Raw genomic sequence first — 22,069 nt, 5'->3', positions numbered from 1 at the left:
ATAGCTATCCTATCCGCTCCAGCGCCTTGACAAGAAAATGCAATTCAACCGCCCGATTGCTATTGTTTCCCCAATTATGGGAATTCATCTCGGTCATTGCTGCACGAGATTTAGAGATCAGATCCGCTCGGAGATCCGCATTTGAATTGATCTCATCTAACACGCGACGCATTTGAGTATCCGTTGGAAGGCCATGTGACATCCTGATTCCTTCCACACCTACTGTCCCGTCATGGTGGGCAAAGACTCGAACCTCGTTTCGCCCGATGTGTACGTGAGCGCCCTTCGTTGCCCAGTCCGAATCCATCGGAGAGACCCGGACCGGACAATTCGGCACCAGACCCAGCGGGTCAGACCACACCAAGGGGTTGTGTGGATAAGTTTCAGGATTGGGCGCTGGAACCAGCCCGAGCGGGTCGCCGGTGAGATAGCGACCGATCACCGGGTCGTATGCTCGGAAAAAATTGTAATGGAGGCCGGTTTCGGGATCATGGTACTGGCCGGGAAGCCGCAGCGGAGTAGAGGCGATGCCTTGCCAGGTGGTCGCGCCCCAGAGTTCGGTGGTCGCGGAGCCAACGGTCTGCCCGGTAGCCGGGTCTACGAGTTCGGTAGGGGTGCCGACGAGGTCCGTGATAATGGCGAAGAATTCGCGGTCGATAGTGGTTTGGGTGATCGGCCTGTGAGTTTTCGGCTGGTGATTCCAGCGCAGCACGCCCTGTGGGTGCATCTGTTCGATCAGGTGGGTCCGGTCCCATGTGTAGTCGGTGCGCTCGAGGACCGCGCCGTCGTTCATGAGGTGTTGTTTGGAGGTGCGACGGCCGAAGGCGTCGTAGGTGTAGTGCCACCACTGCCGGTCCGGCGTATACACATCGGTCAGCTGGTCGAAAGCGTTGTAGCGGTAGTGCCAGATGTCGGGTTTGCGGGATAGGCGGGTGGTTTCCTTGCGGATGAGGCGGCCGGCTTCGTCGTAGTGGTAGCGGGTGTGGCCGTCGCGGATGAGCAGGTTGTTGCGGTACTCGCGGCGGTTGTCGGTGGGGAAGTCGGTTCTGGTCGCGACAGCGGTGGCGCCGGTCGAATCCGGTGTGGTCGAGATGTTCTCGGGCAGTTGGCTGCTGGTGATGTTGCTGAGGGCGTCGTAGGCGTATCGCTCGGTGGTTCGCCCGTTGGCGGTGACCGTCGTGACGCGGCCGATCGCGTCGAGGGCGTAGTCACGAACGACGCGTACGGTGTCCGGGCGGGTGGTGGTGTGCGTGGCGATGTATCCGTCTGGGCGCCAGGTGTAGTCGTCGCGGCGGAGGAGGCTCGGAGCGTGCGGGATCGAGGGATCGTGGGCGGGCGCGGGGTCCGCGTGCACTTGCTGCTGGGTGACGAAGCCGTGCGATGAGAGTGTCTGGTCGACGGTGATCGCACCGAGACGCCAGCCGGTGCTGCGGCCAGCCGCGTCGTGGGCGAAGGCGATGGAGTGGCCGTCGGTGGTAAGCCCGGTGATGCGGCTGGTGTGGTCGTGCTCCCAGGTGGTTGTCGAGCCGGACGGGTTCGTTCGACCGATGCGACGGCCGTGGTCGTCGTACTGGAAGTGCATCGCCGGGCGGTCGTCGACACGTTGGGAAGCGAGGCGGCCTTCGGCGGTGTAGGTGGATTCGACGGTGTGCGTGCGGTCGTTGCCGACGCCGGATACCGCGGTGAGAGGCCGTCCCACCACATCGTGGGAGTACCGAACCCATTCGCCGGTCTCGGCGTGCACTTCGATCAGCCGCCCGAGGATGTCGTAGCGGTTGCGCCTGGTTACGCCGGTGGCAGCGGTAATCGCCGAGACTCGCCCGGCGGCGTCGAAGTCGTATCGGGTCTGCGCGCCGGTGTAGTCGACTTCGCTGACGATCCGCCCGGCCGGGTCGTAGGTGTAGCGCCACGTGTGGCCGAGTGGGTTCACCACTGCGACCATTCGACGTTCGGTGTCCCACGTGTACCGGGTGACAGTCTGATCAGGCTCCGTGCGCGAGGTCAGTAGGTCGAACGCGCCGTAGGTGAAGCGCGTCTGCCCGCCTGCACGATCGATGTGGGTGCGGAGATTGCCTTCCCCGTCCCATTCCCACGTGGCCGTGTGGCCGTCGGAGTCCGTGCGGCACACGAGCTTTCCCTCGGGCGACCATTGATAGCGGGTGATCGCGTTCAGGGGGTCGATGACGGTGACGGGCCGGCCGAAATGGTCGCGAGTGATCCGCGAGATTCCGCCGTGCGGGTCCACGACGGTGATCGGCAGCCCGGCCGCATTCACTTCGATTGCCGTTCGCGCGTCAGTGGATTCGGTGATCGACGCGACGGCACCGGATCGGTGATGGGTATGCACGGTGCGCACACCCGCGCTGTCGACGATCGCGGCGAGGTTTCCTTGTTCGTCGTATTCGAAGCGCCTGACGGACCCATCGGCGCCGGTGATCGCGACAGGCCGGTTGCGGACCTGGTACTCGACGGTGATCGTCGCCTCGTCCGGGCGAGTGACCGCAGCGAGGTCGCCGTCACCGGTGTACTCGTAACGAGTGATCGCGCCGTCGGCGGCGATCACTCGGACGGGCTTCCGGTCGTCGTTGTAGTCGGTGTGGGTGCGGGCTCCTGCCGGATCGATCGTGTCCCGCAACCGCAGGTCGTCGTCGAATTCGAAGATGGTGACCGCGCCGAGGGAATTCGTGAACGTTGTGCGGCTGCCAGACCCGTCGGGAAGTGTGTCGTAGCCGAACTCGGCCGACATGATGCCGTTGGTACCGTGCTGGCGGATGACGCGTCCGGCACCGTCGTAGACGTTGTGCATCTGGTTGTCGTTGGAGTCCGTCCACGACAGCATCCGATGCTGATCGTCATAGGTGTAGCGGGTAGTAGCGCCGACACCGTTGGTGATCGACACCAACTCGCCCGCTTCGTACGCGAATTCGCGAACACGAGTGGTGATCTCGGTGCCGTAGGCATCGCGACCGAGCACCGAAAGCGCCGTGACTCGCCCGTCGGCGGTGTCCACTCGCACGCGGTAGCCGCCGGAATGGGTGACTTCGGTCGGCGTGCCGTCGATGTCGTAGTGGAAGCGGACCTCGTTGTGGTGGCGGTCGGTGATCGCGGTGATCGGGTAGTCGCCGAGCAGAGTGGGCAGTGCGCTGTGGGTGGGATCGGGCGTGAAGTGCCAGGTGATTTCGCGATCGGGGTCGAAGACCCGGTATCCACCCGATTCGGTGCGGGTCATCGTCCAGCGCGGTGAACGGCCCGAGGGAAGCACGGCGATGTCGGGCGCGGTGTGCGGGTAGGCGAGGAGCATTCCGTCTTCGCCGACGAAGGTCACGCCCTGCTGATCGACCACCACGCGCATGTCCAGGGTCGCCGACCACGATGGGCCGAACCAGCGTCCGAACCGGTAGCTCGACCGATGCCTGCGGCGCAGTTCGAGGTTCAGTACTCCGGGCAACTCCACATCGGTTTCCGGCAGCAGGAATTCACCGGTCGCGGCGTCAACCGGGTCACCGCAGCTGTTGACATCCTCCGGCTTCTGCGTGTCCTTCGGATTGTTGGTCCGTGCTTCGTCCCCCACGCCCTCGTTCGACTTCTTCGGGCTGCTGGGATTGTCGGTCTTGCTCGGCGAATTCGTGCCCGCCGGATTCGTACTGTCGGGCGAATTATTCGGCGAATCAGGCTGTTTCGACGGGGTGTCGGAGGGCTTCGTCTCCGCGCTAGCGGGCTTGGTGTCGGTGTTGGCGGGTTTCGTATCCGTCGATGCCGGTGTCGTGTCGGTGTCGTTGGTCGTCTTCTTCGACGGACGAGCGCCCGTCGGGGTACCGCCGCGCTTCCCCGTGAGTTTCCTGATGATGGAGGCGAACGCGTCTTTCAGCTTGCGTAGCAACGGGGTCAGCTTCGACATGGTGCTGGCGAGCTTGCGGAACAGCTTGGAAATCGTGGTCAACGTCTTGGCGACGTAGACAGTTGCCTGCATTGCCACCACCGGGGTGCCGACGCCGAGCGTGAAGATCGCCTCCGCGGCCCACACGGCCAGCCTTCCGACCGCCTGAGCGACGATGTCGCGCACCATCATGCGCACCGCGGCCACCACACCGCCCGCCATCTGAATGGCCTGCGACGCCGCCTCGGCCGCCTTCGTCGCGGCGGCCAGCGCGTCGGCGGTCTCGGCTGCCCGCGCTCGATAAGCGGTCGCTGTCGCGCCCTGCCACTCGGAGATGTCCTTCTCGACCGCCTGCTTGTGCGCCTCGGCCGCCTCGTTGATCTTCTCCGAAACATTGCTCCAGGTCTTGGCATACGCCTCGATCTGATCCGGATCACCGGCGACCCAGTTCAATGCCTCCTGCAACGGCTCGACATGCTCGATCAGCCACCCGACACCGAAACCAGCCAGCGTGCCCAGCGGATCGACCACCACGGCGGCGACCTCGAGTCCGACGCCGACGACGCCCAGACCCGCCTCTACCCACGAGCCGGACGAAATCGCCTCGTAGGTATCCGAAACCGTCTCGAAAAGCGTGACGCCCGAATACCACTCGGTGGAGTCCTCGGCCTGCGCGATCAGCGGATTCGACTGGCCGTCACTCACTTGGTGGACCCGTTCGGCTCGACCGCCTTCAGGTTGCTCGCATTCGAACTGTCGGTGCTCTCGTAGCCGTCGGCCACCGTCCGCAGCTTCCCCGCGTCCTCACCGACGGCCGTCACGGCGGCCTCCAGCGCCGCGATCCCGTCGGACTCGACCGAATCCACGAACAACGGCGGCAGAAACGCACAGATCTTGCCGAACGCCTCGGTGGGAGCCGACACCGCCTTCGCCGCCTCCAACGCCTGCCCCAGAGGCTCGGCCAGCTTCGCCACATTCGACGCGTGCGTACGGACCCGCTCCGGATCGACGTTCAGGTTTTCGGCCATGAAGCACCACCTCCCCCACCCGGGTCCTCCCCCGGGTCGAAACCTTCTGTGGCACCGCACGAATGCCCACGATGATCATAGCTAGACGTCATCGTCGGCCACGGCGACCAGCAATCGCTGTGCGAGAGTGCCTGTCAGCACTACGAACCGCACCGATGCCGGGCACACAAAAGGAAGCTCCGGACGAAACTCTCGTCGCCCGGAGCCAACTTCGTTGATCACCTGCGCATCCGAGCGCTGACTACCTCGCCACCGCCGACCAGCCGTAGTACGTCACGGATGCACCCGGAGCCACCGTCGCGGTGGGTTCACCTGTGCAGTCGTTGGTCGCGAACACCAGGAATTCGCGCTTGCTGCGGTTCTGGAAGTGGATGTCACGCGGGAAGCCGCTGGCCCAGCACGAGTCCAGGTTGCTCAGCTCCAGCTGGTTGTCGATGATCACCACTTCTCGACCGTCCCCGCCCCCGAACGATCCGGTGGGGATGGCCGAGGCGGTGGAAGCCGCGAGGGACGCCGCTGTGCAGCACCACCCACTCCTCCGTGGCCCGGGGATCAGCTCGCTTCCCGTGGGTGCACAGTCCGCCAATGGTCGGCGATATCGATGCGGCGGGTGATCCACACGCGGTCGTTGGACTGCACGTGGTCGAGGAAGCGCTCGAGGGCGGCGGTGCGGGCGGGGCGGCCGACGAGGCGGCAGTGCAGGCCGATGGAGAGCATCTTCGGACTGCCTTCCGCCCCTTCGCGATACAGCACATCGAAGGCGTCGCGCAGGTGGGCGAAGAACTGCTCGCCGCTGGGGAAGCCTGCCGGGGAGGCGAAGCGCATGTCGTTGGTGTCGAGGGTGTAGGGCACCACCAGGTGATCGCGGCCGCGAACGGTTACCCAGTAGGGCAGGTCGTCGGCGTAGGAATCGGAGTCGTAGACGAAACCGCCGTGCTCGACGACCAATTCGCGAGTGTTCGGTGAATCGCGGCCGGTGTACCAGCCGCGCGGCGCGGCCCCGGTCAGCTCGGTGTGCACGCGCACCGCCTCGGCGAGGTGGGCGCGCTCGGTCTCGATATCGGTGAGCTGGTAGGACTTCCAGCGCAGGCCGTGGCAGGCGATCTCGTGGCCGAGTTCGGTGAATGCCGCCACCGCCTCCGGGTTGCGTTGCATCGCACTGGCCACCGCGAACACCGTCAGCGGAAGTCCGCGGCGCTCGAACACCCGGAGCACCCGCCACAGTCCGGCGCGGGAACCGTACTCGTAGAGCGACTCCATGCTCATGTGGCGATTCGGAAACGCCTCGGCCGGAGTGATTTCCGAGAGGAAGGTCTCCGAATGCGGGTCGCCGTCGAGCACGTTGTTCTCCCCGCCCTCCTCGTAGTTGAGCACGAACTGCACCGCGATACGCGCCGCATCCGGCCAGCGCGGGTCCGGCGGGTTCGGCCCGTATCCGACAAAGTCCCTCATGCACCCAGCTCCCTCATGCACCCAGCTCTCCGTACAACCGCAGCCGCGCGAGACCACCGTCGGGATAGATGTCGAGGCGTACCTCCTCGACCGAGGCCGCCATCGGCGTGATCGGGAATCGGTGCCTGGTGTCGGGCAGCAGTTCGGTGCGGGGCAGCAATTCCACCTCGGTGCCGTCGTTGGTGCGACCGGTGAGCCGCGCCGCGCCGGGGCTGTTGCCGAGAAAGTACGACGTGTCGATCTCGGCGAGCCGGATCAGACCCGGCCCCGCCAGACGGACACGCACCCAGTCGTTTCCGTCGTCGCGGCGACGCGCGGTTTCCCATCCGTCGCCCATGCACCGCGCCGAGCCCGGGTAGAGCAGCTGGTTCGGTGAACTGTAGAAGCGATTGGAGCAGTCCAGCACCAGCGCGCCGTTCTCCAGCGCCGCCAGGTCCAGCGGGCCGAGGCCGACCAGCGCCGGATCGGGCCGGCCTTCGCCGTGCACGCGCAGCCGCGCCACACCGCCGTCCGGATGCATGGTGAGTCGCACGTGGGTCCACCGCTTGTCGCTGTCCACGGGGAACGGATTGCGGGTGTCTCCGGCGACCGGTGCGTGGTCGATCAGAGTCACCCAATCATTCCGGCCCACAAGGGTTTCGGCGGGCGGATAGCCTCCGACCTCGAGCGCCGACAGCGAGACCGCTGGCGGATAGTTGCCCCGAAACCACGCGGTGTCCACCACGACGCCGCGGATCACCCCCGGCACACCGAGCCGCACGATGGCCGAGTCGTCGCCGGGCACGCCACGGTGCCTTCGGGTCTCCCACCCGTCGTAGATCTGGCCTTTGTGCCCGAAGGTGGACGGCCGATACTCGGGGGCGCCGGGATTGATCAAGTTCTCCTTCTCCGCGAAGAACTCGTCGTTGGCCCAGATCACCGCGCCGCCGAGCGGGCGGACCGCCAGATCGGGCAAGAGCGTGAAGTGCCCGTCGGCCTCGTTCATCGCTTCTCCCGCACGCCTGGATCACCGATCCACTCGCGGGCCGCCAGCGCCCGTAGTACCTCGTCGGTCAATTCCGGTGCTGCCGTGGTCAATTCCTCGCCGGACCGTGCGCCACAACGCAGCCCGCGCAGCACGGTGGCGGCCAGCGCCTCGGCGGTGGCGGGTTCGTCCACCACTCCCGAGGCCGCGTCGTGCCGCGCCAGGTAGGCCCGCAGCCGTGGCACCGCGACGTCGATCGCGCCGCGGAAGAACGCGTAGGTCGCCATCCACCGGGTGATCAGGTGTCCCGGGTGCATGTCCCAGCCCTGGTAATAGCCGCGGCGCAGTGCCCGGGTGACGAGCCGATGATGTTCGCGCAGTGCGGCTTCCGGTTCGGCGTCCGGCACGATCTGCGTGGAACCGTCGCACACCCAGACGCCGGTCTGCGCCGCGGCCGCCTGCATGACGGCCTTGGCGTGGTCGGCGGCGGGATGATCCAGCGCCTGGTCGGTGGCGGCCACCCCGCACGCCGCCGTGTAGTCGTAGGTGCCGAAATGCAATCCGGCGCAGCGTTTTCCGGACAGCTTGATCATCTTGGCGACCGGCACGCTGCCGTCGGACCCGACGATCGCCTGCGGGCTTTCGATCTGCAACTCGAAGCGCAACGTCGCGTCGGCGAGCCCCGTGCCACGCTCCAATCCCTCGCAGAGCGCGACGAGCGCCGAAACCTGCTCGGCGGCACGGATCTTCGGCACGGTGAAGACGAACCCTTCGGGCACTCCCCCCGCGGCGTCCAGCACGAGCTCGAGAGTGCGCAGGGCCCTGCGGCGTTCGATCCCCGCCAGTCCTTTGATCCGGATGCCGAATCCCGCTGGACCGTCGCCACCCGCGGCCCAGCCCGCCAGGATCTCGCCCGCCGCGGTGGCGGCGGCGTCCTCCTCCTCGTCCGAACGGAAACCGTAGCCGTCCTCGAAATCGATCCGCAGATCCTGGACCGGTTCGCGCAGCAGCCGCTCCCGTACCGCGGGCAGGGTCGCCGCGGTGTCGAGCTCGGCGAGCGGTTCGCGGTGGGCGTCCAGCAGCTCGACGGCCGCGGCGCCCCACTCCGCCGGTGTGTCCGCGCCCGCCCGGTCGGCGGGCACGTAGACGGTGTGGATCGGTTGCACCCTGCTCCCCGGCCCCGGGTAGCGCGCCCGCAGGTCGGCGTCGACGGCGTCGAGCATGGCCTCGATCCTGGCCCGGACGTTCTCCGGCAGGCGTGTCACGGTCACCGTTCCTCTCCCTCCTGCATGGCGCGCCAAACCCGGTCGGCCGTCATCGGCAGTCGATGCATGCGCACCCCCACGGCGTCGCGGATGGCGTTGGCCATGGCCGGGGCGACCGGGTTGTACGGCGACTCGCTCATCGATTTCGCGCCGAGCGGCCCGAGTTCGTCGGCGGTGTCGGCGAAGTAGACCTCGGTCGAGGGTAGATCGGCGAGCTGCGGAATGTGGTAATGCCGCAACGTCCGGGTGGTCACCACGCCGTGTTCGGAGCGCATGTCCTCGTAGAGCGCGGTACCGATGGCCTGGGCCACCCCACCCTCGACCTGGCCGCGGCACTGCACCGGGTTGAGCACGACGCCCGCGTCGGCGGCCTGGATCGATTGCAGGACGCGGACCCGGCCGGTAGCCCGCTCGACGGCGACCCGGAAGGCCTGCACGTTGAAGCTGACCGAGCGGGGAATGCCGGTGTGCTCGCCATGCGCCGCCAGCTCGCCCGCCGCCGCGAGCTTCATCATGGGGATCAGTCGATCACCGCACCGCACGCCGTCCGGACCGAGGTCGCAGTCGCCCACCGGTGTGTCCGCGAGTTCGGCGGCCCGCGCCAGTAGCAGATCCTTCAGCGCGAGCGCGGCGGCATAGGCGGCCTTGCCCGCGACCACGATGCCGGTCGACCCGAACGCGCCGGTGTCGTGGTCGACGCAGTCGGTGTCCGACTGCCGGATCGCGATGCGCGCCGCATCGGTGTGCAATGCGGCGGCGGCCAGCTGCGCGATTACGGTCGTCGTTCCGTTGCCGAATTCAGTTGTGCCTACCCTGATTTCGTAACAGCCGTCGGAGCGGAGCAGCGCGACGGCCGAGGAGCGGTGGCCGCGCGGCGGAATGGTCGCGATCATCGCCAACGCCATCCCCTCGCCCACCGACCACTCCGGGCCGGGCGCCGCTATCCCGTTGCCACGCACCAGAGCTCGTTGCGCGAGGTCGAGGCACTGATCGAGTCCGTAACTGCCGAACACCAGATCCCCCGGGTCCGGTGCGGCGCCGACGAACGCGTCACCGGGCACGACCACATTGCGCCTGCGGAAATCGAACGGGTCGATGCCGAGCTCTCGGGCCAGTTCGTCGAACGCCGATTCGACGGCGTAGATGATCTGACCGAGCCCGTAACCGCGGAACGCGCCGGAAGGGATGTTGTTGGTGTAGACCGCCGTGGCGTCCACGCGTTTGTTCGCGCACCGGTACACCTCGATCGATTCGCTCACCCCGTGATACATCACGCCCGGGCTGTGATTCCCGTAGGCGCCCGCGTCGGAGAGCACGTCGACGGCCAGGGCGGTGAGCACGCCGTCCGCGTCCGCGCCCGCGGTGACGGCGACCCGCATCGGGTGCCTGGTGGTGGCGCTGGTGAACTCGGCGGAGCGGGTGTACTCGTACTGCACCGGACGTCCCGTGCGCAGCACAGCGAGCGCGATGAGGTCCTCCACCAGCATTTCCTGTTTGGCGCCGAACCCGCCGCCGACTCGGGCGGCGAAGACCCGCACCCGATCGCGTTCCAGCCCGAACACGTGGCACAGCTCGTCGCGGACCAGGAACGGCACTTGCGTGCTGCACCGGACGACGAGCCTGCCTTCGGCGTCCAGCCACCCGATGCCGCCGTGCGTTTCGAGGTGCACGTGTTGCGCGCGGGGGGAATGCCACGTGCCGCGAACCACGCGCGCGGCGGCGGCCAGTCCCGCCTCGATATCCCCTACGCCGCCGTGCAATTCGGCGACCACATTGCGCGCGGGATCGGCGATGCGCGCCGAATCGGGTTTGTCGGCATGCAGTTTCGGCGCGTCCTCGGCCAGTGCGTCCTCCGGATCGAACACGGGGGGCAGCAGCTTGTACGTGACCCGCAGGGCGCGGCAGCCCGCCGAAGCAGTCTCCATACTGTCCGCGACCACGGCGGCCACGCGCTGTCCGACGAAACGCACGGTGCGGTCGAGGACGAACGTGTCGTCCGGGTCGTCGGCGCGCGACTCGTGCCTGGCCGTGGAGAACGGCACCGAGGGCGAGTCGGCGTAGGTCAGCACCGCCCGCACACCCGGAAGCGCCTCGGCGGCAGCGGTATCGATGGAACGGATACGCGCATGCGGGTGCGGGCTCGGGAGAACCGCGATGTGCAGTGGCGCGGTTGGGGGCGCGGTGGGGTCGTCGACGGCGGACAGCACGTCGAGAGTGAACGGCTCACGGCCGGTGACGATCCTGGGTCCTGCGGGCGCACGCACGCGGCCGCCGGATGGAAGCCGCTCGGGCACTACAGTTCCCGCTTGCGTGCCTTCGCCAACACGCGGCTTTTCGGGCGGACCCATCGACGCGGCTGGGCTTATGTCCGTTCGTTCCCCGTCACCTGTCAGCGCATCGCGAATCGCCCGATACCCGGTGCAGCGGCACAGGTTCCCCTTCAACAGTTCCGGAAGGTCGGCCGGGTCCGGCCCCGCTTCGGTTCCGCACTCCAAGCCCGCGCCCGTGACCACCATTCCCGCCGTGCAGAACCCGCACTGGAACGCCGCCTCGTCGAGGATTCGCCGCTGCACTGGATGCATCCGCTCCGTATCACCGAGCCCGGCCGCCGTGGTGATGGACCGGTCCGCGACGCGGTAGGCGGGGACGAGGCAGGAGTGCACCGTCACGCCGTCCAGCCACACCGAGCACGCGCCGCAGTCACCCGCGTCGCACCCCGTCTTCACGGCGAACCATCCGAGCTCGCGCAGCAGGGTGCGCAGACACTGACCGGGGCTCGGTTCGGCGTCGACGATGCGGCCGTCCAGCGCGAATTTCATGGCCGCCCACCGGGTTCGGCGCGGAGCTCGGCGGCCACCTCGGCGGCCAGCAGTCCCGTGACGTGCCTGCGCCAATCCGGCGCACCGTGCGGATCGTCGAACCACAGCGCCGGATCCACCTCGTCCAGCGCTTCGGCCACCGCCCGGTCGTCCGGCACGACCTGGAAGTCGAGCACGACCGGACGGGTGGTCGCCGCGGTGAGCGTCAGCACGCACCGGTCGCCGGGCTCGCGTCGACCCATCACCAGCGCGCCGGAGCGTCCGAGCGGCGCGAGCGCGATCTTCCGAAACGCGGTGCGCGCGAGCAGTGTCCGCTCCGGGACGGCGATCGAACGCAGCACCTCGCCCCGGCGCAGCACCGTCAGGCCGGGACCGATCACGAACTCCCGCAGCGGAATCAGGCGATCGCCACCCCCGGCCGCCCACACCAGTGCGACGCCGTCGAGCGCGACGAGCGCGGCGAGCACCGCACCGGCGGGCAGCGCGAGACACACGTTCCCGCCGACCGTCGCGCTGTGCCAGATCTTGTGCGAGGCCACCAGCGCGCGGCAGGCCTGCGCGAACAGCGCGGTCCCCGGCCATTGCGGCCACCGCGCGTCGCCACCGAGCTCGCGCCCGGGCGCGGCATCGGCGAACTGCGCCAGAGTGCAGGTCGCCGCGATCTCCAGCCCCTCGGTGGTGGTCGTGCACGCGGGCCAGCCCAGCTCGGTGATATCGACGAGCCGCACCAGCTGCGGCTGCGGCTCCGAGAACAGGAAGGTGCCCCCGGCCAGCACCCCCGTCGCCCCGCCGAGGGCGGCCAGGTCGGCCCGCCCCCTCGCCACCGTCACCTCCCGGATCGTGTCCAGGTCCACGTCGCTCACCTCGCTTCACAGCGCCCTGCCGCCACAGTAGGGGCCGCTGGTTGCCGCGGTGTTGCGCGACACCCGCCCCTGATTGCGCGTCGGTTACCTCGATCGTCCTCCGCGGCCCCATCGAAGGCACGCGCGGCGGACAAATCGGCCACCGAGCGGCGGCACCTTCTTGACCTGGTCAAAATGCCGCTGCTACCAAGGAGTTGTCCGGAGCGGCGGTGCGACGAAGCCCCCGTCCGGAGGAACATCCACGGCAGCGGGGAGGTGCTCGGTGGACCGAGCCGTCCGACCGGAACAGCGTCCTGGGGACAAGTACGGCATCGCCGAGCGTCGCAGGATCCGTGCCTTTCTGACCGGTCTCGGACTGACCGAACATCAACTGCTGGAGCCGCTGGCCGGTGAGCTGCGCCAGCGTGGATGCAGGCCGCGCCAGGCTTGGCGGCTGGCGAACGAACTGACCCAGAGTTCGGTCGCCGAGCGGTACAACCAGATCACCGACAACCCGCGGGCCACCATGCGGGCCAGCCGGATCTCGGAGTACGAGGCATGGCCGACGGCGGGATCCTCGGCCAGGCCGACCATCCGCGTGCTGAAGATCCTGTCGACCATCTACGGGACCAGCTGGGAGCAGCTGGTCGATCTCGCCGACCTGGAACTCATGCCCGCCGCCGAGCGCCTCGAATTCCAGGAGGCGATCGCCCGGCGCTCCGACGACCGGAGCCGGACCCCGGTGAGCGCAGGTCTGCCACCCGAAGTGCCGCATTTCACCGGCCGCGTCCTACCGAAGAAGGAACTGCACGAACGTGTGCACCGGCACCTGAACGGCGACGGACCCGCTGTCCACGTCATCGACGGACTGACCGGAATCGGCAAGTCGGCGCTCGCGAGATACGCGGTGGCCGCCTTCGCCAAGCACTATCCGGACGGCACGATCTGGGCCGACCTACACGGGCACACCGTCGGGCGGGACCCGCGCCCGCCCACCGACGTGCTGGAACAGCTGTTGCTCCAGATCGAGGTGCCGCGCGAGCGCATCGTCGACGATCTGACCGGCCGCGCCGCGCAGTGGCGCACCGCCATGCGCCAGCGCCGCATGCTCATCGTCTTCGACAACGTGCTCGACACCGCGCACGTCCGATGGCTGCTGCCGCAGGCCCCCGGCTGTCTGGTCCTGATCACCAGCCGTGGCAAGCTCACCGGTCTGGCCGAGGCCGCGCCGCTGCACTTGGACGTGATGGATTGGCGCGAAGCCGAGGAATTGCTGGTGAAGCTGGGCAATCTGCCGTCCGGGTACGACCGCGGCGCGGTGCGCCAGATCCTGGAGACCTCGGGACGGCTGCCGCTGGCGATCCGGCTGATCGGCGGCCAGATCGCCCACCACGGCGTCGATCTGCTCGCCGAGAGCGCCGCCGAGTTCGCCACCAGGGCTGAGGAGCTCAGGGGCGCACCGGGCGCGGACGCCTTCGGCGAATCGGTGGCCGCCTACATCCTCGATCGGTTCGCTGCCGAGGACGAGTCCCTTCGCGCCGCCTTCGAGACCTCGTACCAGCGATTGCAGACTCCGGCGCAGCGTCGCGCGGTGCGGATGCTCGGCTGGTTCCCCGGCCCCGAGATCACCGCCGAGTCGCTGGCCACGATGGCGAAGACAACACTCGGCGAAGCCAAGACGCTGATCCGTCAGATGTTCGAAGCGGGCTTTCTCGACCCAGCCGAGGGCGGTCCCGGCGGCTCGCGATACCGGATGCACGATGTGACCCGGCTGCTCGCCCGGTTGTACGCCGAGCGCGACGCCGCGCCGGGTGAGCACGCGAGGACCCTCGAACGCCTCATCGCGGCGGGGCTCGCGGTCGCCCGCCGGGCCGGACCACACCGCCCGCACGTCTCGACCAGAAGCGTCAGGCATCCCGCAGTCGAGGCGAACGGCAGCGAGGCAGAGCAGGCGGTGGCTTGGCTGCGCAGGGAACGGGAGATGCTGCTCGGGTGCATCGCCGCGACCGGTTCCACTGTCGCCGCAGCCGAACTCGCGATCCTCCTCGGAGCCGATGTGTTCGGTGAGGGACGCTGGTCGGACGCGCACTGGCTCTATCTCCGCGCGCTGGAGACGGCCACCGTCCTTCCGGATCCGGCCATCGAATGCGACGCGCTGAACGGCCTCGGCCACGTGGCGCGAATGGCATGCGCGTATCGCACCGCGCACGAGCACTTCGAGCGAGCCTTGGTGATCGCGCGCGACCTCGGCGACCCGGAGCGCCTGGCAACGACGATCTGGGGCTACGCCGAGGTGATCCGCCGCACGGGGGACTTCGAGAAGGCCATGCAGCACTACACCGATGCCGCCGCCCTCGCGCTGCGCACCGCCAACGACAAGCTGCGCGGCGATGCTCTGCGGGGCCAGGGCCACATCGCGCGGATGACCGGCGATCACGCCGCGGCGCAGCGGCACTATCAGGAGGCATTGCGTATCGCGCGCCGGATCGGTGACCCCACCGGCGAATGCTGGTCGCTGTGGGGCATCGGCAATATCACGCGGAAGTCCGGCGACTTCGATGCCGCGCGTCGCCGTTTCGTCGATGCGTACCGCATCGCCGCAGACATCGACGATTTCCTCTGCCAGGTCGACACGCTGCGCGGGCTCGGCCACGTCGAGCGCCGCTTCGGCGAATATGCTGCCGCGCAAGACTATTACGCGAAGTCGCGCGACCTCGCGCAACGAATCAGAGACCCGCACGGCGAGGCTGACGCCTTGCAAAGCCTCGGAAACGTCTTCGCCGATATGGGCCGCGATGCCGACGCGCGCGAGAATCTCTGTGCCGCTCTGGCGCTGTACGAACATCTGGGCGTACAGCTGACCGATCGAACACGCGCCGATATCGGGAGATTCGACTGCGGTTCGCAGCTCACCGAATAGGACGGACGCAAAGACCGCACGCGTCGTTCTCGAGACCGGCGCCGCATCCCTGCGCCCAATCGTGCGACAAGCAGCAGCGCGGCATCGATACCGAGGAGACCCACGCATTAGACCGGCGCCGAACGGCGGTCTCACACGCTGGACGGCAGACTCGCGCCGCCGATTGTGATGTTTTCCCCGTATCCCTGCCGTTTCAGCAGGTAACGCGCCCGCGGACGGCGAAGAAATCGGCTCGGGCCGTGGGATCGCGAACGGTGGACCGCGGCTGTCACCCTGATATCACCTCCCGAATGCGGCGAGCGCCGTCCCGGACGAAAGGGGTTCGTGCCATGGCGATTACGGCCTCGGAATGGCTGATGACCAGCGATGTGGCGCAGGAGGTCGCGTTCCGCGTCGACCTGCCGGAGACCGGGCGTGGGCGATGGGTTCTCTCCTACCTGCCGACCCACCGCAGGCTCACCCGCGCGCAAGCGCTCACCGGTCTGGCCCTCGCGGAACAGGTCCTGCTGGACCAGGATTCGGACACGCCGCCGTTCGACACCGAGATCGCCACGCTGCATGCCGCCGAGCTCGGCCTGACCCTGTACGAGGTGATGTGCCTGCTGGCGCTGCGCGCCGGACCGCAAATCGTCGATCGCCCCGGATCGACGGCCGACCAGGAGACCGCGAACACTGTCGCAGAGGGGACGACAGTGTTCGCGGCCTGACCGCGAAACCCGGTGTCCCCCAGCGATTCACCGCGCCCCGGCCACCAGCACCGCTTGCGCTCGCGCCACGTCGCGGCCGACCGATTCCTCGTCCACCGTGCGCACCTCCCCGTCGCGGACCACCTCGCGGCCGTTCACGAGCAAGGCGGCCAGTGGGGGCGGGGAGCCGAGGATCAGGGCGGTGACGGGGTCGTCTATGCCCGCGTGCGCCGGGGTGTCGAGCCGCCACAGTGCCAGGTCGGCGAGCTTTCCCGGTTCGATGGAGCCGATCTCGGCGGCGCGGCCGAGTACCCTGGCGCCGCCCATGGTGGCCAGCTCGAGTGCGGTGCGCACGGTCATCGCGCGCGGGCCACGGGCGGCGCGGGCGTAGAGCAGGGCGTTGCGGGGTTCCTCGATCATCGAGCCTGCCTCGTTGCTCGCGGCGCCGTCGACGCCGAGCCCGACCGTCGCGCCCGCGACGAGCAGGTCGGGGATCCGGGCGATACCGGCGCCGAGGCGTCCGTTGGAGGTCGGGCAGTGCGCGATGCCGGCGCCCGCCTCCGCGATGGTGGCGATCGCGGCGTCGTCGAGGTGGACGGCGTGGGCGTACCAGACGTCAGGGCCGATCCAGCCCAGCCGCTCCAGATACCGCGCGGGCGTGCAGCCGTAGGTGGCGAGGCAGTAGTCCTGCTCGTCGAGGGTTTCGGCGAGATGGGTGTGCAGCCGCACGCCCTCGGCCCTGGCCAGGGCGGCGGACTCGCGCAACAGGTCCGCCGTCACCGAGAACGGGGAGCAGGGCGCCAGCGCGATGCGGACCATGGCGTCGAAGGACGGGTCGTGCCAGCGGGCGATCGCGTCGGCGCTCGCGGCGAGGACGGCGTCCAGCGACTCCACCACGGAGTCGGGCGGCAGACCGCCCGCGCTCACGCCGAGGTCCATCGCGCCGCGGCAGGGATGGAAGCGCAAGCCGACCGTCGCGGCCGCGGCGATCTCCGCGGCGAGCAGATCGCCGCCGCCGCGCGGGAACACGTAGTGGTGGTCGGCGGTCGTGCTGCAACCCGTGCGCGCGAGGGCGGCGAGCGCGCCGGTGGCGGCGATCCGCACCGACTCCTCGTCGATGCCCGCCCAGATCGGGTACAGCGTGGTCAGCCAGTCGAACAGGCTCGCGTCGGCGGCGAGACCCCTGGTGATCCACTGATAGAGGTGGTGGTGGGTGTTGACCAGCCCCGGGGTGAGCAGGCAGCCGCGCCCGTCGATGCGCGGCACGTCCAGGTCGGGCGCCTCACCCGGCCCCACCGCGCCGATTCGATTACCGTGCAGCACGACGTGGCCGCGGGGATACTCGGTGCCCGCCGCGTCGACGGTGACCACCGCGCAGCCGTCGATCACCAGCGTCGGTGCCTGGCTCACTGCTCCCACGCCTGCCCCGCGTCCGGCGCGTCCGCGCGCGCCACCGTGGCCTCGATGAGGCCGTACGGCCGGTCGGCCGCGTAGTACACCTCGCCGCGGTTCTCGATGCCGAATCTGCCGAGGTCGTAGTCGAAGTGGTGCTTGTTGGGCGCGGCCAGTCGGATCTCGGCGAGCACCGGGAACGACTCGAGCGCGGCCTTGCCCATCTCGAACAGCGTCTGCTGCAAGGCTTTCGAATGCTGGGTCGCGAAGACCGCCACCAGCCGGGCGCGGATGCCCGCGTAGATCGCGTCCCAGTCGACCCCTTCGGTGTCGGCGAAGCGCCACCGTGCGACCAGCGAGGTGGCCAGCATCCGGTCGCGGGTCGGCTCGAGCACGGTGAACTCGTCGGTGAGAAAGTCGGCGAACTCCGAACCGGTCGACTTCAGGATCACCAGGTCGCGCACGCCGCCGAGCACCCAGGCGCGCTGGGCGTCTCCCTTGCCCGCGACCGTCACCCGCGCCGTGCGCACCTCGGGCCCCTGCCGCGTCCAGGTGAAGTCGTGCTCCGCGCCGTTCACCGAAACCCGTTGCCAGGCATACTCCTCCACCTCGACGCCCGCGCTGGTGACCGGCTCGATGTCGTCGACGAAATGCCGAGCCAGCGCCAGCGCGTAGTCCTCCACGGGCTGCAAGCCGGGCTTCTTCGCGTAGGCGTACGCGGTCTGCTTCTGGCTGTCGGTGGGCAGCACCTTGGACTGGTCGCCCGCGGTGTAGGCGTCGGCGAAATCCCCGCGCAGCACCGTGGAGACGTTCACGTCGCGGATCTCGTGGCGCGGGCCGTCGCGGTAGATCCGGACGATCCGGTTCTCCGCCTTGCCGTATCGGTTGTCGGACAGCACGATCGGGCCGGACAGGGTCATGCTCAGCTCCCTCGGTAGGTGGAGAAGGCGTACGGCGACAGCAGCAGCGGGACGTGGTAGTGGCGCTCGCGGCCGACCACGAACGCGATGGAGACCTCCGGATAGAACGTCTCGATGTGCTGCCGCCCGAAGTAGGTGCTCGTGTCGAAGACGATCCGGTAGACGCCGGGCGTGAGGTCGGCTCCCAGGCCGTCGATCCGGCCGTCGGCATCGGTCGCGCCCGCACCGACGACCGCGTCACCCGCGAACAGGGTGACCGCCATTTCCGCGGCGGGCGCGCCGCGCACGGCGTCGAGGACGTGTGTGCTGAGTGTGCTCATGCCTCCGCCTCGCTGACGCTCGGCTCCGGCATGCGCACCGCGCGCAGGCACACGATTCGCTCACTGCGTTCGCTCATGCCGACTCTCCGAGCAACCGCCGCAAGCGGATTCGATTGATCTTCGCCAATTCGGTTCGCATCACAGCCCTTTCGGTCGACGGATCGTTGTGCAGCCGGGTGTTGAGCAGGTCGAGTAGTTCCGCGCCGGATCTGCCGGTCGCGCAGACCAGATAGCGGTGGCCGAACCGCTGCTCGTAGGCGCGGTTGCCCTCGGCGAGCGCGGCGCGCACCGCGTCGGTCGACGCTGCCACCCCGGACTGTTCCCGGGCCGAGGCCGCGCTGTCGGTCCGGTCGCCGATGCGCGGATGCCCGGCCAGTGCGCGGTCGATCTCGTCCTCGGGGAGTGCGGCGAGCACGGTGTCGGCGGTCTCGTACAGATCGTCGGCGCTGCGGTACGGCCGTCCGGCGAGCACCCCGCGCGCCAAGGCGGGCGACGCGCAACAGGCGAGCAACACGGCGGTGGCCGCCGCGTCCGACAATGCGTTGAATCCGGTGATGCCGGCCGCCTCGTCCGTCATCGAACCAGCATCGAATACGGCGCGGCTGCGCGCCACCAGAAGGGCGGAGATCACCCTCGGCGTGTCGGACGACGCGCCCGCCGCCGGACAACCACCGTCCGCACCCAACGTGGGAAGCGCACCCCTCGCGGTTCATCGCAAACCACGCTTATCCGGCACTTTCAGGTAACCCCCCGGCAACGCGAGCGGTCTAGCGTGGGACACGTGGCTGCATCGCATCGCGCCGGGAACGCTCCGGCCGCCCGCACGGGTTGTGCGGGCATAGTGCTCGCCGCCGGCGCGGGCACCCGCTACGGCCGCCCCAAGGCGCTCGCCGAGGGCGGCGCTTGGCTGCGCGCCGCGGTGGACGCCCTGCGTGGCGGCGGCTGCGCGCCGGTCATCGTGGTGCTCGGCGCCACCGGACCGGCGCCGGAGACGGTCGGGCTGCCCGCGGGCGCGGTGCCCGTCTGGGCGGCCGACTGGGCGACCGGCATCGGCGCCTCGCTCCGGGCCGGGCTGCGCGCGGCCGCGCGGACCCCGGCGCGGGCCGTCGCGATCATGCCGGTGGACACCCCCGACGTCGGCGCCGCGGTCGTCGCACGGGTACTCGCCGCGGAGCAGAAGGCGCCGAGCGGGCTGGCCCGCGCTGTGTTCCATAACACACCCGGCCACCCCGTTGTGATCGACCACAAGCACTGGACCTCGGTGAGCGCCGAGGCGACAGGAGATTCGGGAGCGCGTACCTATTTGTCCAGTAGGGACGATATGGTGTGCGTCACGTGCGACGATTTGGCTACGGGAAGGGATCATGACTTCCCGGCCTCGACCGCACGCTGATCGGAGCGGAAACTGATGCGCGACATCGTCGACGACCTCATGCGGATATGGCACTCGGGCCGGATGGGTGGCCTGGCCACCGTCGTGCGGACGGTGGGTTCGGGGCGGCTGCCGGTGGGCACCGCGATGCTGGTCGACACCAACGGCGCCGTCTACGGCGCCGGGATGGGCGGCTCGGTGGAGACCGCGATGCACGAGGCGGCGGTGACCGCGGCGCGCACCGGGCGGCGGGCCATGCACCGCCTACCCGTGCCGCCCGGTGAGCCAGGAATGGACGCGGGCGGCATGATCGACGTCTTCGCCGAACCCTTCTCCCGCCATGATTTCCCCGAATTCCCCACTGTCGCATCCGAAATCGCCGCGCATCGGCGGGTTACCGTGTTCACCGTGGTATGGAACTCGGACCCCGATGTGATCGGCCAGCACCTGATCACCGGTCAGCCGCACAACACCGAACTGGTCGCGCTGCCCGAATCGGATGTATTCATCTCGTCCTTCGCCCCGCCGCCGCGACTGATCATCTTCGGCGCCAACTCCTACGCCGCGGCGCTGACCGTGCAGGCCGGGCTGCTCGGCTACCGCGTCACCATCTGCGATTCGCGCCAGGAGTTCGCCACGCCCGAGGCCTTCCCCGGCGCCGAAGTGGTGGTGGACTGGCCGCACCGCTACCTGAACACCCTCTCCGCCGCGGGCGAAATCGATTCCACCACAGGCATTGTGGTACTCGCGCACGACCCGAAGTTCGAAATCCCTTTGCTCACGGTCGCTTTGCGCTTACCGGAGCTCGGCTACCTCGGCGCGACCGGTTCGTACTCGGCGCACACACGGCGCCTGGACGACCTGCGGGCGGGCGGTTTCGACGAAGCGACGCTCTCGCGCATGCACTCACCCGCGGGCTTGGACGTCGGCGCGCACACGGCGGCCGAAACCGCCGTGGCCATCGCCGCCGAACTGCTGGCCGCCCGGTCGGGGCGGTCAGGGCGTCAGCAGTCCGAGAGCGCCGAGGTGATCCACGCGGAACAGGCGTTCAGCGCGCGGGCCACCGTCGGGTTGTGATCGCGGCGAGCGCTCAGCCCTTCAGGCCGGGGTTCTCCGCGTAGACCTCTTTCAGCACCGAGAGGTCGAACAATTGGTCGGCCTTGATGTCGATCTGCGCGGTGCGCAGCGCGGCGATGTTCTGTTCGATCAGCGCGTCGGTCATCGTGAGCAGACCGTTGACCTTGGTGTCAGCGGAGACGACGAGGTCGTTCTGCGCGATGGCTTCCTTGGTCTGTTCGGCCAGATCCAGCTTCTGGTCTTTGCCGTAGATCTCGACGGCGAGCCGCGCCGATTCGGCGGGTGCGGCGACCGCGTCCTTCCAGCCCCTGATCTCCGCCGCGAGGAACGCCTTGAGCTTCTCGCGTTCGTTGTCGATGGTGGACTGCGTCACCGTCAGCGTTTCCGCGACCAGCGGTAGATCGAAGTCCGCGAACAAGAAGTGCGTGTTCTGGAAACCCTTGGCGGCCAGCGTGATCGGTTCGTTCGTCACGTAGCTGACCCAGCCGTCCACCTCGCCGTTGGCCAGCGGCGTCGGGTCGAATTGCGCGGGCACGATGGTCACGTCGCTCGGCTTCATGCCGTTGGCGGTCAGCAGCGCGTTGAAGATCAGCTGATTGGTGTCCTGCACCCCGATCTTTCGGCCCTTCATGTCCTGCGGCGAGTTGATGGGCTTGGCCGCGGAGCTGACGATCGCGAACGGGTTCTTCTGGTAGGTGGTCGCGACGATCTTGGCGGGCAGTCCCTCGAGGATCGCGGGGGCGGTGGTCTGCGGCGCGGAGAGCCCGAGCCACACCTTTCCGGTGTCGAGTCCGGCCTCCACCGAGGTGCTCGCCGCGCCGCCCGCCACCAGATTCACCGAGCCGAACCCGGCCTCCCGGAAATAGCCGCGGGAATCGGCGAAATACTCGCCCGCGAATTCGATGTTCTTGATCCAGGACAGCTGGATCGCGACGGTGCCGTAGCGGGAGCCGTCCGGGGTCGAACCGCCCGAGGAGCTGCCCGCATCGTCGCCGCAGGCGGCCAATGCGCCGGCGCCGCCGAGCGCGGCGCCCGTGAGCGCCGAATAACGGAGAAAGGACCGACGGTTCAGGTTCGCCCCGAACGAAGAGCGTTGCGCGGGTGTCATGGGCCGAATTTAGGTGTAATCGGTTTC

17 protein-coding genes are annotated in these 22,069 nt (G+C 68.6%); 4 read left to right on the top strand and 13 right to left on the bottom strand.

What is annotated here, in order from left to right; genetic code table 11:
- Nucleotides 1-4: 4 nt before the first annotated feature.
- The 8 genes from ACRWNM_RS29090 to ACRWNM_RS29055 form a co-directional block, all read right to left on the bottom strand.
- Nucleotides 5-4,582, bottom strand: coding sequence for a DUF6531 domain-containing protein (locus tag ACRWNM_RS29090; RefSeq protein WP_431971305.1), 4,578 nt, complete (start codon nt 4,580-4,582; stop codon nt 5-7).
- Complete coding sequence (locus ACRWNM_RS29085) at nt 4,579-4,905, bottom strand: type VII secretion target (protein WP_431971304.1); 327 nt, start codon at nt 4,903-4,905, stop codon at nt 4,579-4,581. Before ACRWNM_RS29085 ends, ACRWNM_RS29090 begins: the two co-directional genes overlap by 4 nt.
- A 241-nt stretch (nt 4,906-5,146) precedes the next feature.
- Nucleotides 5,147-5,350, bottom strand: coding sequence for a hypothetical protein (locus tag ACRWNM_RS29080; protein WP_431971303.1), 204 nt, complete (start codon nt 5,348-5,350; stop codon nt 5,147-5,149).
- 107 nt (nt 5,351-5,457) lie between these two features.
- Nucleotides 5,458-6,357 carry an allantoinase PuuE gene (gene puuE, locus ACRWNM_RS29075; protein WP_431971302.1) on the bottom strand — a complete coding sequence of 300 codons (900 nt, stop codon included), beginning with the start codon at nt 6,355-6,357 and terminating at the stop codon, nt 5,458-5,460.
- Nucleotides 6,358-6,370: 13 nt separating this feature from the next.
- Nucleotides 6,371-7,342 (bottom strand): allantoicase, encoded by a 972-nt coding sequence (gene alc / locus ACRWNM_RS29070; protein ID WP_431971301.1) that lies wholly within the window; start codon nt 7,340-7,342, stop codon nt 6,371-6,373.
- Nucleotides 7,339-8,592 carry a DUF6986 family protein gene (locus ACRWNM_RS29065; RefSeq protein WP_431971300.1) on the bottom strand — a complete coding sequence of 418 codons (1,254 nt, stop codon included), beginning with the start codon at nt 8,590-8,592 and terminating at the stop codon, nt 7,339-7,341. Before ACRWNM_RS29065 ends, alc begins: the two co-directional genes overlap by 4 nt.
- Nucleotides 8,589-11,405: a molybdopterin-dependent oxidoreductase gene (locus ACRWNM_RS29060; RefSeq protein WP_431971299.1), complete on the bottom strand. Its 2,817-nt coding sequence runs from the start codon at nt 11,403-11,405 to the stop codon at nt 8,589-8,591. The genes ACRWNM_RS29065 and ACRWNM_RS29060 overlap by 4 nt, the downstream gene beginning before the upstream one ends.
- On the bottom strand, nt 11,402-12,259 hold the full coding sequence (locus tag ACRWNM_RS29055; protein ID WP_431971298.1) for an FAD binding domain-containing protein: 858 nt from the start codon (nt 12,257-12,259) through the stop codon (nt 11,402-11,404). The genes ACRWNM_RS29060 and ACRWNM_RS29055 overlap by 4 nt, the downstream gene beginning before the upstream one ends.
- A 271-nt stretch (nt 12,260-12,530) precedes the next feature.
- On the opposite strand from ACRWNM_RS29055, the gene ACRWNM_RS29050 reads away from it, so the two are divergent.
- Both ACRWNM_RS29050 and ACRWNM_RS29045 read left to right on the top strand, forming a co-directional pair.
- Complete coding sequence (locus tag ACRWNM_RS29050; protein ID WP_431971297.1) at nt 12,531-15,167, top strand: tetratricopeptide repeat protein; 2,637 nt, start codon at nt 12,531-12,533, stop codon at nt 15,165-15,167.
- A gap of 329 nt (nt 15,168-15,496) precedes the next feature.
- On the top strand, nt 15,497-15,874 hold the full coding sequence (locus ACRWNM_RS29045; protein ID WP_431971296.1) for a hypothetical protein: 378 nt from the start codon (nt 15,497-15,499) through the stop codon (nt 15,872-15,874).
- A gap of 27 nt (nt 15,875-15,901) precedes the next feature.
- Here the strand turns inward: ACRWNM_RS29045 and ACRWNM_RS29040 are convergent, their stop codons facing one another.
- The 4 genes from ACRWNM_RS29040 to uraD all read right to left on the bottom strand — a co-directional run bounded on the left by ACRWNM_RS29040 (nt 15,902) and on the right by uraD (nt 19,062).
- Complete coding sequence (locus tag ACRWNM_RS29040) at nt 15,902-17,272, bottom strand: 8-oxoguanine deaminase (RefSeq protein WP_431971295.1); 1,371 nt, start codon at nt 17,270-17,272, stop codon at nt 15,902-15,904.
- Complete coding sequence (gene pucL / locus ACRWNM_RS29035; RefSeq protein WP_431971294.1) at nt 17,260-18,165, bottom strand: factor-independent urate hydroxylase; 906 nt, start codon at nt 18,163-18,165, stop codon at nt 17,260-17,262. The genes ACRWNM_RS29040 and pucL overlap by 13 nt, the downstream gene beginning before the upstream one ends.
- A gap of 2 nt (nt 18,166-18,167) precedes the next feature.
- A complete protein-coding gene (uraH, locus tag ACRWNM_RS29030; RefSeq protein ID WP_431971293.1) occupies nt 18,168-18,485 on the bottom strand; it encodes a hydroxyisourate hydrolase in 318 nt (105 codons plus the stop codon).
- A 73-nt stretch (nt 18,486-18,558) separates the two neighbouring features.
- Nucleotides 18,559-19,062 (bottom strand): 2-oxo-4-hydroxy-4-carboxy-5-ureidoimidazoline decarboxylase, encoded by a 504-nt coding sequence (uraD, locus tag ACRWNM_RS29025; protein WP_431971292.1) that lies wholly within the window; start codon nt 19,060-19,062, stop codon nt 18,559-18,561.
- Nucleotides 19,063-19,266: 204 nt separating this feature from the next.
- Here uraD and ACRWNM_RS29020 point away from each other — a divergent pair, with 204 nt between their 5' ends.
- Nucleotides 19,267-19,878 carry a nucleotidyltransferase family protein gene (locus ACRWNM_RS29020; RefSeq protein ID WP_431971291.1) on the top strand — a complete coding sequence of 204 codons (612 nt, stop codon included), beginning with the start codon at nt 19,267-19,269 and terminating at the stop codon, nt 19,876-19,878.
- 15 nt (nt 19,879-19,893) lie between these two features.
- Complete coding sequence (locus ACRWNM_RS29015) at nt 19,894-20,934, top strand: XdhC family protein (RefSeq protein WP_431971290.1); 1,041 nt, start codon at nt 19,894-19,896, stop codon at nt 20,932-20,934.
- Between the two features lie 13 nt (nt 20,935-20,947).
- On the opposite strand, the gene ACRWNM_RS29010 is transcribed toward ACRWNM_RS29015, so the two are convergent.
- On the bottom strand, nt 20,948-22,042 hold the full coding sequence (locus ACRWNM_RS29010) for an ABC transporter substrate-binding protein (RefSeq protein ID WP_431971289.1): 1,095 nt from the start codon (nt 22,040-22,042) through the stop codon (nt 20,948-20,950).
- Nucleotides 22,043-22,069 lie beyond the last annotated feature (27 nt).

The sequence above is a fragment of the Nocardia sp. bgisy134 genome (assembly GCF_965341865.1).
Lineage (GTDB): Bacteria > Actinomycetota > Actinomycetes > Mycobacteriales > Mycobacteriaceae > Nocardia.
The sequence above is the reverse complement of the archived record's forward strand: the minus strand, read 5'-3'. Positions and strand labels throughout refer to the sequence as shown.